Genomic DNA, 14,504 nt, shown 5'->3' with positions numbered 1-14,504 from the left:
GTTGACGCGCTGCCGTCAGTTACCCAAGAACCGCTTGCGGCGCTCCTGAGCCTCGACCTTGATTATCGCTTCCTCGGCAGTGGCGCATTCGCCGCTCCGCACCGAGCCATCGCGGCATCCGGCCACGACCTGCCGCGCCTCGTCGATATTCGCCACGAAGTATTGCGTGCCCCGCGCCTCACTCGACACAGCGGCCGTAGGCGGCGGAGCAGCGGCCATCTCTGTTTGTTGCCTTGGCGCAATCACCGGTCGCAAGACAAATCCACCTGCGAAGCCAATGGCCAACGTAACAATCCCAATTACGATAGTTCTTCCTTGCGACATGGCAATAACTCCAAGAGATTCATACCTAACTACTGGGATCGCTCCTAATAATCAAAATGCAGGGCAAACCGCGCCTTAATAAAACTAAGGAGGCGCCGCAGGGCCGGATTCAGATTGTCGTCCCGCCAATAACCAGAATAACTGGTGAGTGCCGGTCCTTGCTCGCCGTGGATCGGCTTATAAACAACATCCGGATAGCGGGCGCCCGTCGAGCCTTCGCAGACAATAGTCATCGCCGAACTGCCACCGAGGATGCTCAGGATCGTCTCGCGACTAGATCGAGCCATTTCAATCTCCGGCTTGATACCCGAGACCGACAGTCGTCCGACTAGCATATCTCTAATCTCAGGACCTGGATCGGCCGCAGGCAGTAGGAAGCGCTCGTTCCACAGGTCGGTCCAGTGAACCACGTCACGCTCGGCCAACGAATGCGTAGCAGGCAGCGCAACTAGCATGCGCTCGCTCCAAAACTGCTTGCAGCGAAAGCCGCGATGGCCGTTCGCTCCCATCAGGATTGCTATGTCAATCTCGCCAGTGTCTAGCTCGGCGAGGAGCACGCTGCGATTGGCTTCGACACAATCGACCTGAACATCGGGATGAGCGTGCCCCCAGCTCATCATTGTCGCACGAAGATTGCCAGCCGAGACTGAGCTGTTATGTCCCAGCCTCAACCCACCAGCACGGCCTTGGCCAGCGGCCCGCATCATCGCTATGAGCTTATCGGCGCTAGCTACCATCGGTCGAGCGCCGCGAAGGAATGCGCTCCCTGCCAATGTTGAGGTGACACCCGCACGGGAGCGTTCAAAAATTGGCATTCCGATCGCCCGCTCCAGCTTCAAAATGTTCCGGCTGAGCGTCGATTGCTCGATGTTGAGCGCTCGGGCCGCGCGGTAGAAGCTTCCATGATCGGCGGCCGCTATGGCGTAGCGCAGTTGGCGAATTTCAAATGTCATCTGAATGTCGTCTCGACAAGCTCGGGATCGAGCACTGTCTCACGAGTTCAGCGAGGCCGTCGCCGGTCGCATCAATGGTGAACATACCAACCAACCCCCCTGATGTTGTTCCAGGCGTCGGTCGTGTGGCAGGCGTAGCACTGCTCGACCCGCGCGCGTTTGCCGGCGACGCGCTGAGAAACCATCTCGAAGTGCATCATATTGTGGCTCGGCGGCGGCACATGACATTGGGAGCACTCAGTCGAGCGCGTCGACGGGTGCAGTGCCGGTGTCGGCTCCCCCGCAGGCGGAGACGCTCAATGCGGCGAGGATCGCCGCGGTCGGCGCTAGGGCGGATTTCCATAAAGGTGTCGTTCGATTGTTCATGTCTCTGTCCTTCGTTAGGCCGCTATTCGCCGGGCTCTCGGAAAGCCCGGCGAACGGTAGCCATTCGTCTATTGGGGTTGAGCGAGGATTTGTTGGCAGCGCTCGTGGCTGAGGTTCATCGGGTTCATTCCCATCCCCTTCATCGCGGCGTGATCGTGGGTGGTGCGGAGGCCCATATCCTGTTCCATGCGCTCGCAGCTCACGCGCTGCTCGGCGGTCGCTTCGCGCGTGGTGGCGCATCCCGCTAGCCCGATGATCGGGAGTGTGGCTGCTATGAGAAGTCGCTTCATTGTCATGTCCTTCCTCTGTTCAGATGATTGCCCCGGCATTCTCCCGTGCGGGCCGCGCCCGTTCTGTTGTCTTGAAAATCGTCGGGAAGGCGGTGCTCACGGCTAGACCTTGCTCGGCGCGGTGCTGGTGTTGGCGAGGTGCGCTAAGATCGGGCAGTCCGTCACCGGAGCCTCTACCGGACATTGCTCGGCGAGCTGCTTAAGCGCAGCGCTGATGCGGCTCAGCTCGGTGATCCGGGCGATGGATTCCGCGATCTTGCGTTCGGTGATGTCGAGAACATCGGCGGCGCGGGCGGTGTCGGACGCGCGCAGCGCCAACAACGCCGCGATCTCGCTCAGCGTGAAGCCGAGCCCCTGCGCCTTGCGGATGAAACGGATGCGCTCGAGGTCGGAATCGTCATACAGCCGGTAGCCGGCGGCCGTGCGTACCGGGGGAGGGAGGAGCCCGCCCCGCTCATAATAGCGGATCGTGTCTGTCCGGACTCCTGCCGCTTTCGCGAACGCGCCGATGGTGATGCCGGCCATGACCTACCTCCGGCAGCGCTCTTGCGGCTTGGACCATAGTCCAAGGTCAACCCTTTTCTTTGGAGCCGGGCTCGAAAGTCGAAAGTCGCGCCGGCTCATTGTTCGGGTCCTCGGACGTCGTTGCCTACTCGTCTCGCGACCGGCTGTGCGGGTCGATGCCGAGCATCTCGGCCTGACGCACCGCGCGCTGCACGGGTTCGGCACGGTCGGCACGATCGTGGTGGGCACGATCGTCGTCACCGGGCTCGTCAATGGCTGGCTGCTGGTCGGGATCGGCAATCTCGGATCGCTGGGCTCGACGATTTACGGCCGCCTCCTGCTCGCCAAGCTGGCGCTGTTCGTCGCCATGCTTGGGCTGGCTTCGCTCAACCGCTTCCGGCTGACGCCGGCGTTCGAGGCGTCGATCGCAGCCGCCGATCATCGCGGCGCGCTCGGCGCGCTGCGCGCCAGCTTGGCGGTCGAGACCGCCTGCGTCGTCACGATCTTGGGGTTGGTGGCCTGGCTGGGAATGCTCGAACCGCCAGTCTCGGCGATATAAGGCTGGTGCGGGCGGCGACCGCCGCCCGCACGCTGCTTAGGCCGCCATCCTATCGCAGGCATCGGCGCACCGCCGGCACGCAGCGACGCAATCCTCCATGCCGTCGAGCTGTTCGCAGCTCGCCGCGCACGCCCGGCAAATTTCGGCGCATACGCGGCAGATATCAGCGTGGTGCTCGGACTTGCGGGCCATAAAGTCGATCGCGACGCTGCAAATCTGAGCACAGTCCAGCATCAGCTTCATATGCTGAGGCTCGGCGTGTCGGCCCCCCGCCTCGAGGCAGTGATTCATCGCCATGTGAAGACAGGTGATGTGGCATTCGTGGCAGGCGTCCATGCACGCCTTCATCTCGGAGTCGATCTGATGCATTGTCTTTCCTTCCATGTAGCCCCGCTCCCTTCCTAGATACGCGGTTCTTCGCGCTATCCCTCGCTGGCGTGGGGGCCTCACCGCTCTTACGGCTCGGACCACAGTCCAAGGTCAACCCTGTTCTTTCGCAACGTCGACGGCGAGCAAGACCGTTTCGGTAACCTCGACGGCCGATGTACAGCATCTCAAGCAGGCCATCGACAAGGCCGGCTTCGCGGTGACGCAATAAAGCCCCATTTTGCTTGAGGGCTTTGGCGGGCGGGCGCGTAAAAGGATTGTGCGGTGATCCGCACGCGCCCGCCTCGCGATCATAAGCGCACCGGGCCTGTATGCGTTCTGCAGCACAAATGAATGAAGGTGCAGAGTCATGACCGACGGTGAGCGCAGCGGCTCTAGGAGCGACGGTTCCGGTCATTCGGGGCACATGCCTGCGACTACCGACAAACGCGCGCTGGTTATTTCCGGCTGGCTCACCGGCGTGTACTTCGTGATCGAGCTGGGGATCGGTCTCTGGACGGGCTCCGTCGCGGTCACCTCCGACGCTTTCCACACTTTTTCGGCGGTCGGCGGTATCCTCATCGCCCTGGTCGCGACTCGGCTCGGGGAGCGCAAATCCAGCCCCGCCCGGACATTCGGCTATGTCCGCGCGGAGATACTGGGCGCCCTCTTCAATGGCCTGTTCCTCGCGATCATGGCCCTCTTTGTCTTCTGGATGGGCGCGATGCGGCTGATGGAGCCGATCGATCTGCCGACGACGCCCATGTTGATCGCTGCCGCAGGGGGCATTGCCACGGAACTGGTCGCACTTTGGCTGCTCTACGAACGTCAGAAGGGCAACTTGAATCTCCGCGGGGCCTTCTGGCACATTCTCCAGACCTTCGTCGGCAGCTTCCTGATCATCGTATCGGCCTTGGTGATCCGCTTCACCGGGTTCCTGGCGATCGACCCGCTGCTTGGAATGGCGTTCGGAGTGGTGCTTCTGTGGGCCTCATGGGGGATTACCAGGGACGCGCTCCACATCCTTCTGCAAGGCACGCCTGAAGATCTGGACCTCAATGCTGCCATCGCGGCCATTCGTGACGTGGAAGGCGTCACCGACATCCACCACGTTCATGCATGGAGCCTGACCTCGGGGGTCAATGTCTTCGCGAGCCACGTCTGCGTGCGCGACATGGCAGAGGCGGAGCGCATCCTGCGAGACGTGAACGCGCTCCTGCGCGACCGCTTCAATATCTACTTCTCGACCACGCAGATCGAGGAACGCTGTCTTGCGGCCGAAGAGGGGGCGGCGGCGATCGACATAATGCGGCGTGAGCCCGGGCCGGGCGCGATGACTGTTCCTCATGCCGGTCACGGATGAACCGCCGAACAAGCTGGGGGAAATCAGATTATGCAGACCGAGGGCGAATTCGACTCCTCGCGTGCTCAGATGCACCGTCGAGCCGTCGGGCGATGGGCGATTGAAGGCGGATCTTTCGCTGGCCTGCATCAGCACGGCGATTCGCGGGCACCTGTGCGATGATTTGGAAGGCACGGCGCAGCAGGCGTGTGAAATGCTCATTCGAGCACGCTTCCGGGTCCTACCGGAAGTCCAAAGCAAGGAGAGCACCATGAGCTTCAGAAATACAGTTGCTGCGCTGATCATAGTGGCAGCTAGCGCGACCCTCACCCAAGGCTGCAGTCCCGAAAATGCACCGACCCAACCTCAAACGAGTCGCGCGAGCGGAGTGGTCTTCACGGCCGACGAACAAGGAAACTCGATCAGCGTCATCGACCTGCAGACGAGCAAGGTGGAAACAACACCGATCCCGATTTCACCCCACAATGCGCAGACCTCAAGAGACGGACGATCGCTCTTCGCCGTCGGATCATCTGGGGGAGGCCATGATATGAGCGGCCCTGGCCGGCTGCTTGGCTTCAACGCGGCCGTCGTTTCCAGCGGTCCAGTCTTCAGGGTAGAGGTCGGTAGGGCGCCAGCGCACGTCATAGTCGATCCGCAAGGCACGCGAGCCTTCGTGACCAACGGCGGAGACAACACCGTTTCAGTGATCGACCTTGCCCAGCGGCAGACGATGAAGAGCATCGCCGTCGGCAAATCACCTCACGGGCTGCGCATGAGCCCCGATGGCGGGACCATCTACGTCGCCAATACAGCCGATGGAACCGTTTCGGTCCTCAACGTCCAAGACTTGACCGAGGTCGCGCGGGTCCCCGTCGGCAAAGCTCCAGTCCAGGTCGCCTTCACTCCAGACGGGCGGTACAACTACGTCTCCCTGCGTAACGAGAACAGCGTGGCCGTGGTGGACACCGCAAGCCGGCGTGTGATCGCAAAGGTTCCCGTTGGACCCGGCCCGATCCAGCTTTTCGCTCTACCCAATGGGCGTGAGGTCTATGTTGCCAACCAGGGAACCGAAGCGGCGCCCGGGAACACCGTGTCGGTCATCGACACCACGAGCCGGAAAGTCGTTGCAAATATCGTCACCGGCGCGGGTGCTCATGGAGTCGCGGTCAGCAACAGCGGCGACCGGGTTTTCGTTTCGAACATCTTTGCCAATACGGCTACGATCATCGACCCGGTGAGCCGCAAAGTCGTCGACAACGTGCCCGTGGGCCGGGGTCCCGGTGGGATTACCTTTGCGGCGGGCAAAGACTGAGCCAGCTGCTGGCAAGTGAGTTTATGGGATGGTGCAGGGGATCAGGCGGCACGTAGGGTCAATGTCGTAAATCTGGTCGGCGGGCGAAGTGGAACAAGTAGGTGCTCCGGGCAGCGCACGGCCCGAGAAACATAGCGAAAGGGATGCGGCGACCATGCCGACGGACAAAACCGGGTTCGACAATGCGAGGGCGGGGGCGCACGACCGCGCGATCGGCCGGTGGGAGAATGAGGGCGGCGCCTTCACCGGCTTGCACGAGCATCGGACGCCCACCGTCGCCGGAGAGATAGGCGATGCAGAGGCCGGCAATCTGCGTGTGCGGCTGATCGCGCTCGAGAACCTCATCGTGGCGCTGCTGGCCGGGGCTCCCGAGAGCCAGTCCGAGTTGGTGCGGGAAATGGCCGCGTACATCTCGCCCAGGCCAGGCGCAACGCCTCACCGTCTGACCATCGAGGCCGCGCGCAACATGCTCGCGATCGTCGAGCGGGCAGCGCACTACAAAACAACGTCTGAGGGTGTGGACAGATGGTATCCATAGAATCAGGAGGACGGAGGACAGTGATGATGTGGATCGTCCGAAGGACGCCGGAACCGGCCTGGCTAGGTCATGGATCCGAGGCCGCCAAGTCCTTGATGATCGGGCAGTCGGGGCGATCGTCGCCGTGGCATGATTGGGCCAGCTGCTCGAGCGTGCGCCGCATCTCCCGCAGATCGCGCTCCTTCCTCTTGAGTTCCTCGACGCGGGCGAGTGCAAGCGACTTCACCTCGGCGCTGCTTCGGCTTCGGTCCCGCCAGAGCGCCAGGAGCCTCCCGATCTCCTCGATCGGGAAGCCGAGGTCGCGAGCACGAGCGATGAAGCGCAGCGTGTGGACGTCGCGGTCGTCGTAGTCGCGATACCCGCTTTCGCGGCGGGCCGCCTTGGGGATCAGCCCTATGGCTTCGTAGTGCCTGATCATGCGTTGGGACACCGCCGACGCCTTCGAAGCCTGACCGATGTTCATTCCGCGCCGCCCCTTGACCTTCACATGATGTCAAGGAGCATATCCAGCGGGCACGAGAAAACACAAGGAGTTTAGCCGTGGAGCACGACCACTCTCATCACAGCCCCGGCCACTCCGGTTGCGCCCCGAAAGCGGCCGATGACCCGACCGGGACGGTGAAGGATCTGGTGTGCGGGATGCAGGTGGACCCCCATACGACGCCCCACCGGGCCGAGCATGCGGGCCGTCCCTACTATTTCTGCTCCGCCGGCTGCCGCACGAAGTTCCTGGCCGATCCCGCCAAGTACCTGACCGCCTCCGAAGCCCGCGCGCCGGAGCCCGTGGCGGAAGGCGCGATCTACACCTGTCCGATGCACCCCGATGTGCGGCAGGTCGGGCCCGGCTCCTGCCCGATCTGCGGCATGGCGCTCGAACCTGATCTCGCCACCGCCGAGGCGCAGCCGAACCACGAACTCATCGACTTCACCCGCCGCTTCTGGGTGGGCTTGGTGCTCACCTTGCCGATCTTCGTGCTCGAGATGGGCGGGCACCTGTTCGGCCTGGACTTCGGGCTCGACGCGCGAATCTCCAACTGGCTGCAACTGGCGCTCGCCACGCCGGTCGTGCTGTGGGCGGGCTGGCCGTTCTTCCAGCGCGGCTGGGCTTCGCTGAAGAGCCGCAACCTCAACATGTTCACCCTGATCGCGATGGGAACCGGCGTTGCCTGGGCCTACAGCGTGATCGCGACTGCCGCGCCCGGCATCTTCCCGGCGGCCTTCCGCGACCAGCACGGGGCGGTGCCGGTCTATTTCGAGGCCGCGGCGGTTATCGTCGTGCTTGTGCTCTTGGGTCAGCTTTTCGAGCTGCGCGCGCGCGAACGCACCGGCGGCGCCATTCGCGCGCTGCTTAACCTGGCGCCCAAGACGGCGCGTCTGATGCGTGACGACGGCTCGGATGAAGAGGTCGGCCTTGACCAAGTCGCTGTCGGCGACCGGCTCCGCGTCCGCCCCGGCGAGTCAGTGCCGGTCGATGGCGAGGTGGTCGAAGGCCGCACCGCGCTCGACGAGTCGATGGTGACGGGCGAGTCGATGCCCGTGACCAAGGACATTGGAGACAGCGTGATCGCCGGCACCCTCAACCACACCGGCGCGATCATCATGCGCGCCGACAAGGTCGGCCGCGACACGATGCTCGCGCGCATCGTTCAGATGGTGGCGGAGGCGCAACGTAGCCGTGCCCCCATCCAGCGGCTCGCCGATCGGGTGTCGGGCTGGTTCGTTCCGGCGGTGATCGGTATCGCCGTTCTGGCCTTTGTCGCCTGGTCGCTGTTCGGACCCGAACCGGCGATGAGCTTCGGCCTGATCGCGGCCGTGTCCGTCCTGATCATCGCCTGCCCATGCGCGCTGGGCCTGGCCACGCCTATGTCGATCATGGTCGGCGTCGGGCGCGGCGCCCAGGCCGGCGTGCTCATCAAGAACGCCGAGGCGCTCGAGCGGATGGAGAAGGTGGACACCCTGGTCGTCGACAAGACCGGGACGCTGACCGAGGGCAAGCCCGCCGTGGTGGCGGTGAAGCCATTCGGCGACGCCAGCGAAGAAGAAGTGCTTCGGCTGGCGGCCGCCGTGGAGCGGTCGAGCCAGCACCCGCTCGGGCTGGCGGTGGTCGCGGCCGCCGAGTCGCGCGGATTGCAGGTTCCCGGAGTCGCCGATTTCGACGCGCCGATCGGCAAGGGCGTGATCGGAACGGTGGAAGGCCGTCGCGTCGCGATCGGCAAGGCCGCGTGGCTCAGTGAGATGGGCGTTGATGCGAGGGCGCTCACTGAGTCCGGGGACGAGTTCCGACGCGAAGGCGCCACCGCGGTGCTGGTCGCCATCGACGGCGCGCCCGCTGGCGTGATCGCCGTCGCTGATCCCGTCAAGGCATCGACCCCGGAGGCACTCAAAGTGCTCAAGAAGGCCGGCGTCCGCGTGATCATGCTGACCGGCGACAATCGAGTCACCGCGGAAGCGGTGGCGCGCCGGCTCGGGCTCGACGAAGTCGAGGCGGACGTCCTCCCTGACCAGAAGAGTGCGGTGGTCGAGCGCCTGAAGAGGGAAGGTCGAGTCGTGGCCATGGCCGGTGACGGCGTCAACGACGCGCCGGCTCTCGCCGCGGCCGATGTCGGCATCGCGATGGGCACCGGCACCGACGCGGCGATCGAGAGCGCCAGCGTGACCTTGCTCAAGGGCGATCTCACGGGGATCGTGCGCGCACAGCGGCTCAGCCATGCCGTGATGCGCAACATCCGCCAGAATCTGTTCCTCGCCTTCGTCTATAACGCAGCCGGCGTGCCGATCGCGGCAGGCCTGCTCTATCCGTTCACCGGCTGGCTTCTCTCGCCCGCGATTGCGGCGGGTGCGATGGCGCTGTCGTCGGTCTCGGTCATCACAAATGCTTTGAGGCTCCGAGCCATCCGGATTTAAGGTCCACCTCCGGCTCTGGGCTCGGCTCACCGGACAGCGCGCGATAAGGGATGTTCGACATGACCCATTCTGCACCCACGACCGAACACAAACACGGGGACTCCGGTCGCCCCTATTTGATGTTCTGGATCAACATGGCGCTTGGCCTGATCGTCATGTACGTCGTGATGTTCTCGATGATCGACGGTGCCCGGGATTTTCGGAATAATCTCAATATGTTCTACATGGCGGTCACCATGTGGGCGCCGATGGGCGTCTTCATGCTGGCCACCATGCCCGGTATGTTCCCCAAGAAGGCTCTCAACACCGCACTCTACGCTGTGTTCATCATCCTGACGATTGCATCGTTCGCCGCGACCCGCGTGCAAGCCTTTATTGACGACGGGCAGTTCATCGACTCCATGATACCTCACCATTCCGGAGCCATACTCATGTGTCGAGAAGCGACGTTGACCGACGCGGAGCTCATCAGTCTATGTGACGACATCATGGGCGCTCAACGCTCTGAAATTGATCAGATGGAGCAGATCAAGGCGCGGATCGAACAAGTGCCCTGAGGCGCAGCCGAACTCAGCCGCGCCTGAGTCGCAGAGACAAACCGTTACCGCGGCGAAAATGCGCCGGTCGCGGCGCGATTAGCCGTCTGGCAAAGACGAGCGCTGGGAGGCCGTGTGTGGGCGAACAAGAGCTGGGTGCTGACGATCCCGACACCGTACTGAATCGGGAGTGCTTCTGCATAACTTTGGAGCGAGAAGCCCTGCATTCGGCGATTCGAGCCGAAGCGGATGATCCGGAGCTCGCCGACGCTTTGTTGGCGGCACGGCCGCACCTGTTCTCCCAGGCTCCGGTTTTCCTGGCGAGGCGGGACTTGTCGGCGATGCTGGAGGTGGTCGCCGCGATCGAGGCGGCGGCCGCGGCCCCCGCCTTTCAGCAGGCCGTGCTGGCTTGGGCGCCGGAGATCGCCCGCCATGATTTCGGGCCGCGTGGCGTGTTCATGGGTTACGACTTCCACCTCGGCGGCGCCGAGCCCCGCCTGATCGAGGTGAACACCAACGCCGGCGGCGCCTTTCTCAACGCCTTCCTGGCGCGTTCCCAGGCGGCCTGTTGCCGGGAAGCGGAGGCTGCGTTTCCGACCGCGAGCGCCGATGCCTTCGACGACTCGGTCTGGACGATGTTCCTGAGCGAGTGGCGTCTGCAGGGGCGTGCCGGGCGCCCTCAGTCCGTGGCCATCGTCGACGATGCGCCTGCGGACCAGTATCTTTTCCCGGAGTTCCTGCTGGCGCAGCGCTTCTTCCGCCGGCGCGGCGTGGAGGCCGTCATCGTCGATCCTGCGGCCTTGCAGTTCGTTGATGGTCGCCTGAGCAGCCGCGGGCTCGCGATCGATCTGGTCTACAATCGTTTGGTCGATTTTAATCTCGGCGCTGAGGGACACGGGGCCCTGAAGGAGGCTTATCTCGCCGGCGCGGCGGTCGTCACCCCGAACCCGCGCCATCACGCGTTGCTGGCCGACAAGCGAAATCTGCGGCTGCTGTCGGACCCGGCGAACAGCGGCGCCTGGAACCTGTCGGCGCAGCAACAGCGCAGCCTGAAGGCGGTTCCGAGGACCGTGCTGGTGGGCCCCGAAAACGCCGATACGATGTGGACGGCTCGCAAGGACTTCTTCTTCAAACCGGCCGGCGGACACGGCGGCAAGGCCGTATTCCGGGGCGACAAGATCACCCGCGGCGCATGGGCGGAGGTCTCACGCGGAGGATTCATCGCCCAGGAGATCGCTCCCCCCAGCGAGCGGCGGATCCGGATCGACGGTGAGATCCGATCCCTGAAGCTGGATGTCCGCCTCTACACCTACCGGAGTGACCTGCTGATCGCCGCCGCTCGCGTCTACCAGGGGCAGACCACCAACTTCAGAACGCCGGGCGGCGGCTTCGCACCTGTCTACGCCGTCTGACAGGGCGGAGCGACCACGCGCACAGAGAAAGCTGGCGCGGCCGGCATGACGAATATGGGCACTCAGATCATTGGTAAATCATGCGGCTAATTTGAATCGTAGGGGGATTCCCGCGGGGCTGATCAGGACACTCGTCAGCGTCGGTGTCAAAACCGGTCAATTTTGACCCTGCCGCGCTTTTATGGATTTCCGTAGGTTTACGGATGTCAGAACCTTAGTTCAGAATGTCCGCTCACAGGACCGGCGTCTTGAATCGGCTACCACAGCGTATGAGTGAGCTGCCGACGGCAGCCCACCTTTCGTGCGGCTGCTGGTGTACCCGTCGTACTATCAGAGGCACTGCATTTCGGCGGCCGTCAGCAGACGGCGCTAAATGGCAGTCCTATAGTAGTGCAAAGGGCGAAATATATTCGTTATGTTTGTCCTGCACGGGGCGCCATCATCTTCCTCAAGCCGGCACCGGCGCGTCCGCGCGGACCAGCTCGGCTGCCTTGAGCTCACCCCATAGCGCAGGCGGGATCCGATGCGCGGCGAGCTTCAGCGCATCATCGACCTGCGCGACCGATCCCATGCCCGGTACCACCGAAGCGACTTGCGGATGGGCCAGCGGGAATTGCAGCGCCGCGGCCGCAAGCGGCACGGCATGCCGCGCGCAAATGTCCTCGATGGCGCCGACTCGTTCGACGATTGCCGGCGGCGCCGGTTCGTAGTTGAAGTTCGGAATTTTCCCGCCATGGCGCACACCCTTGGCCAGGATACCGCTGTTATAAGGTCCAGCGATCACCAGCCGCACGCCACGCGCCGCGCACAGCGGCAGCAGGTCGTCGAGCGGGTCCTGTTCCAGCAAGGTATAGCGCCCCGCCAGCATGATGAGGTCGATCTCGCCCGCCTCCAGCATCTCGATGCACACGGCGGTCTCGTTGACGCCGATACCGATCGCGCTCACCGCGCCGCTATCGCGAAGTTCGCGCATCGCGCGATAGCCGCCGTCGAGGAAGGTGCGGAACAGCCCGGGATGCGCATCGCCATGCGCAAAGCTGCCGATATCGTGCGCATAGAGAATGTCGATGCGATCGCGGCGGAGCCGCTTGAGGCTGCCCTCATAGGATCGCATCACCGCGTCATAGCTATAATCGAACACGCTCTCGAACGGTTCGGGCGACACGAACGCCTGGCGCGGCACGGTCAGGTCGGCGTCGGGACGCGGATCGAGCCGCCGGCCGATCTTGGTGGAGACGATCGCCGCCTGATCGGGATCAAGCTGCGCCAGCGCCGCGCCCAGCCTTTTCTCGCTGAGGCCGAACCCGTAATGCGGCGCAGTGTCATAGTAACGGATGCCCGCGTCCCACCCGCGCTGCACGACGGCAAACGCCTGATCCTCGGGCACCGCGCGATACAGGTTGCCGATCGATGCCGCGCCGAATGCCAGATCGCCCAGATCCATCATGCCAGGACTCGCACGTCGCCGATCGCGACGTTGCTGCTCTCCTTGGCGGAAACCGCGGCGTCGCGCGGCTTGCTCGATGAAAGCCCGTCGATCACGGCGCCTGCGACGTTGCGCAGCGCGATCGTCGGCCGCGCATCCGGCGTCTCGACCGCAAATCGGCAATCCTTGACGGTCAGCCGCCGGGCGTGACGTGCCCACAGGCCATGGGCCGGAATGTTCTTGAGATAGCTGACCTCGAGGCTGGTCTCGCGGCGATATTCGGGCTCGCCCGCCACGCTGCCGCCCCCGCGCGCAGTCACCTCGACGCCGCGGAACGTCACGTCCTCGATCGGCCCGTCGGCGATCCCCTCGACCCCGCATGGATAGCCCGGCAGCGCGCCTGACGCTTGCACATCCTCGAACCGCACGCGCCGGATCTTGCCCACCGGCGTGCCCTTTGGCGCGCGCATGCGTGCGGCATGGTGGACGAACAGCGGCGCGTTGACCGGATCGCGCAACGTGATCCCGCTTACCACCACGTCCTCCATCAACCCGCCATCGACGATCCCGACCAGGATGCCGCGGCTGTTGGTGCACATACAGTCGCTGATCCGCACGTTGCGAAAGCCGCCGATCGTCTCGGTCCCCATCTTGATCCGGCCGAGTACGCCCACATTGTCCGGCGAGCCATAGTCCGACTTTCGATACGTGCCGTCGAGCAGCGAGCCCATCGCATAGCCGCTGGTCTTGCATCCCTGGATCAGGATATCCTCGCACAGCACGGGGCGGCCCATCGCCCCGCTGCTCTTCAGCACGATCGCATCGTCCTTGGGTGCGTTGACGGTGCAGTTGACCACGCGCACGTCGCGGCAGCAGTCGATGTCGATCCCGTCGCGATCGGTATCGATGACGATACCCTCCACGGCCATGTTGGTGCAGCCATGCGCGATGATGCCAAAATGCCCGGCCTGCAGGATCGTGAAGTCCTGCAATCGCACGTTGCGGCAATCGCGCAGGCCGACCGTCTTGTTCGCGCGCCCGACCTGCGCGGCTTCCTTGGGGTCGCGCAGATAGAGTTCCTTGGGACTGATCCCCAGCGCCTTGGCTGATTTCCAGTTTGGACGCGCCCACCAGTGATCGCCCGGCCCTTCGCGATCGAGGCCCAGGCCATGCAGCATACCCGGCCCGACGATGCCGATATTCGACGCGCCATTGGCATAGATCAGGCTGTTGTTGACGTGGGTGATCCCGAAATCCTGGAACTGCTCTTCCATATAGTTTTCGGGCGGATCGTAGTTGCGGCCATGCGTATCGGGATCGGCCGCCTCGATCACCGCGCCGGCGCTCAGCGCCAGCGTGATGTTATCGAGCAAGCGGATCGAGAAGCTGAGATAGCGGCCTGGCGGCACCAGCACCACGCCCCCGCCCCGTTTCGCGGCAGCGCGGATCGCACGGTTGATCGCCGGGCTGTCGATCGCCTTGCCATCGCCGCGGGCGCCATGTTTTCGCACATCCTCGATCGCGCCGCTGAGCAAGGCCGTCTGCGCGGCGGCAGGACTGCCCAGCAGAAGCGCGAGAAGACCAAGGGTGGAGCGCCGATCAAGGCTTGCACGTGCGTCAAACATAATTCATCATACGAATGTCAACGCCGCTGTCTAGCGCGCATATC

The 14,504-nt window shown here is 63.9% G+C and carries 17 protein-coding genes; 7 read left to right on the top strand and 10 right to left on the bottom strand.

Annotated elements, in window-relative coordinates:
• Nucleotides 1-15: 15 nt before the first annotated feature.
• From BFL28_RS01220 to BFL28_RS01205, 6 genes are all read right to left on the bottom strand, one after another.
• A complete protein-coding gene (locus BFL28_RS01220) occupies nt 16-219 on the bottom strand; it encodes a hypothetical protein (protein WP_241527174.1) in 204 nt (67 codons plus the stop codon).
• Between the two features lie 149 nt (nt 220-368).
• Nucleotides 369-1,277 (bottom strand): LysR family transcriptional regulator, encoded by a 909-nt coding sequence (locus BFL28_RS01215; RefSeq protein ID WP_069318815.1) that lies wholly within the window; start codon nt 1,275-1,277, stop codon nt 369-371.
• Nucleotides 1,278-1,348: 71 nt separating this feature from the next.
• On the bottom strand, nt 1,349-1,498 hold the full coding sequence (locus BFL28_RS19990; RefSeq protein WP_241527173.1) for a hypothetical protein: 150 nt from the start codon (nt 1,496-1,498) through the stop codon (nt 1,349-1,351).
• 16 nt (nt 1,499-1,514) lie between these two features.
• The gene (locus tag BFL28_RS21650) at nt 1,515-1,643 is read right to left on the bottom strand and encodes a hypothetical protein (RefSeq protein WP_277620984.1); all 129 of its coding nucleotides are present in this window, start codon (nt 1,641-1,643) and stop codon (nt 1,515-1,517) included.
• 68 nt (nt 1,644-1,711) lie between these two features.
• The gene (locus tag BFL28_RS01210) at nt 1,712-1,933 is read right to left on the bottom strand and encodes a hypothetical protein (protein WP_069318871.1); all 222 of its coding nucleotides are present in this window, start codon (nt 1,931-1,933) and stop codon (nt 1,712-1,714) included.
• A gap of 102 nt (nt 1,934-2,035) precedes the next feature.
• Entirely contained in the window at nt 2,036-2,458 is a 423-nt protein-coding gene (locus BFL28_RS01205) for a heavy metal-responsive transcriptional regulator (protein ID WP_069318814.1), read from the bottom strand.
• Between the two features lie 145 nt (nt 2,459-2,603).
• Between BFL28_RS01205 and BFL28_RS01200 the strand changes: the two genes are divergently transcribed.
• A complete protein-coding gene (locus tag BFL28_RS01200; protein WP_241527172.1) occupies nt 2,604-2,996 on the top strand; it encodes a CopD family protein in 393 nt (130 codons plus the stop codon).
• A 36-nt stretch (nt 2,997-3,032) separates the two neighbouring features.
• On the opposite strand, the gene BFL28_RS01195 is transcribed toward BFL28_RS01200, so the two are convergent.
• Nucleotides 3,033-3,365, bottom strand: a complete 333-nt coding sequence (locus BFL28_RS01195; protein ID WP_069318813.1) for a four-helix bundle copper-binding protein — start codon at nt 3,363-3,365, stop codon at nt 3,033-3,035.
• A 367-nt stretch (nt 3,366-3,732) separates the two neighbouring features.
• On the opposite strand from BFL28_RS01195, the gene BFL28_RS01190 reads away from it, so the two are divergent.
• The 3 genes from BFL28_RS01190 (at nt 3,733) to BFL28_RS01180 (ending at nt 6,557) form a co-directional block, all read left to right on the top strand.
• A complete protein-coding gene (locus tag BFL28_RS01190; protein ID WP_069318812.1) occupies nt 3,733-4,725 on the top strand; it encodes a cation diffusion facilitator family transporter in 993 nt (330 codons plus the stop codon).
• A gap of 100 nt (nt 4,726-4,825) precedes the next feature.
• The gene (locus tag BFL28_RS01185) at nt 4,826-6,019 is read left to right on the top strand and encodes a YncE family protein (protein ID WP_206599051.1); all 1,194 of its coding nucleotides are present in this window, start codon (nt 4,826-4,828) and stop codon (nt 6,017-6,019) included.
• Nucleotides 6,020-6,173: 154 nt separating this feature from the next.
• Entirely contained in the window at nt 6,174-6,557 is a 384-nt protein-coding gene (locus tag BFL28_RS01180; RefSeq protein WP_069318811.1) for a hypothetical protein, read from the top strand.
• Nucleotides 6,558-6,624: 67 nt separating this feature from the next.
• Here BFL28_RS01180 and cueR read toward each other — a convergent pair whose 3' ends face one another.
• Nucleotides 6,625-7,020, bottom strand: coding sequence for a Cu(I)-responsive transcriptional regulator (gene cueR / locus BFL28_RS01175; protein WP_079246856.1), 396 nt, complete (start codon nt 7,018-7,020; stop codon nt 6,625-6,627).
• Nucleotides 7,021-7,097: 77 nt separating this feature from the next.
• Here cueR and BFL28_RS01170 point away from each other — a divergent pair, with 77 nt between their 5' ends.
• The 3 genes from BFL28_RS01170 (at nt 7,098) to BFL28_RS01160 (ending at nt 11,409) form a co-directional block, all read left to right on the top strand.
• The gene (locus BFL28_RS01170) at nt 7,098-9,461 is read left to right on the top strand and encodes a heavy metal translocating P-type ATPase (protein WP_069318810.1); all 2,364 of its coding nucleotides are present in this window, start codon (nt 7,098-7,100) and stop codon (nt 9,459-9,461) included.
• A gap of 59 nt (nt 9,462-9,520) precedes the next feature.
• Nucleotides 9,521-10,018 carry a DUF305 domain-containing protein gene (locus tag BFL28_RS01165; protein WP_069318869.1) on the top strand — a complete coding sequence of 166 codons (498 nt, stop codon included), beginning with the start codon at nt 9,521-9,523 and terminating at the stop codon, nt 10,016-10,018.
• Between the two features lie 116 nt (nt 10,019-10,134).
• Nucleotides 10,135-11,409, top strand: coding sequence for an ATP-grasp domain-containing protein (locus BFL28_RS01160; RefSeq protein ID WP_069318809.1), 1,275 nt, complete (start codon nt 10,135-10,137; stop codon nt 11,407-11,409).
• Between the two features lie 448 nt (nt 11,410-11,857).
• Here the strand turns inward: BFL28_RS01160 and BFL28_RS01155 are convergent, their stop codons facing one another.
• Both BFL28_RS01155 and BFL28_RS01150 read right to left on the bottom strand, forming a co-directional pair.
• Nucleotides 11,858-12,856 carry an aldo/keto reductase gene (locus BFL28_RS01155; RefSeq protein ID WP_069318808.1) on the bottom strand — a complete coding sequence of 333 codons (999 nt, stop codon included), beginning with the start codon at nt 12,854-12,856 and terminating at the stop codon, nt 11,858-11,860.
• Nucleotides 12,853-14,460, bottom strand: coding sequence for a rhamnogalacturonidase (locus BFL28_RS01150; RefSeq protein ID WP_069318807.1), 1,608 nt, complete (start codon nt 14,458-14,460; stop codon nt 12,853-12,855). Before BFL28_RS01150 ends, BFL28_RS01155 begins: the two co-directional genes overlap by 4 nt.
• Nucleotides 14,461-14,504 lie beyond the last annotated feature (44 nt).

The organism is Sphingomonas turrisvirgatae, assembly GCF_001721295.1.
Lineage (GTDB): Bacteria > Pseudomonadota > Alphaproteobacteria > Sphingomonadales > Sphingomonadaceae > Sphingomonas > Sphingomonas turrisvirgatae.
Note: the sequence above shows the minus strand (reverse complement) of the source record. Positions and strands in the feature narration are given on the sequence as shown.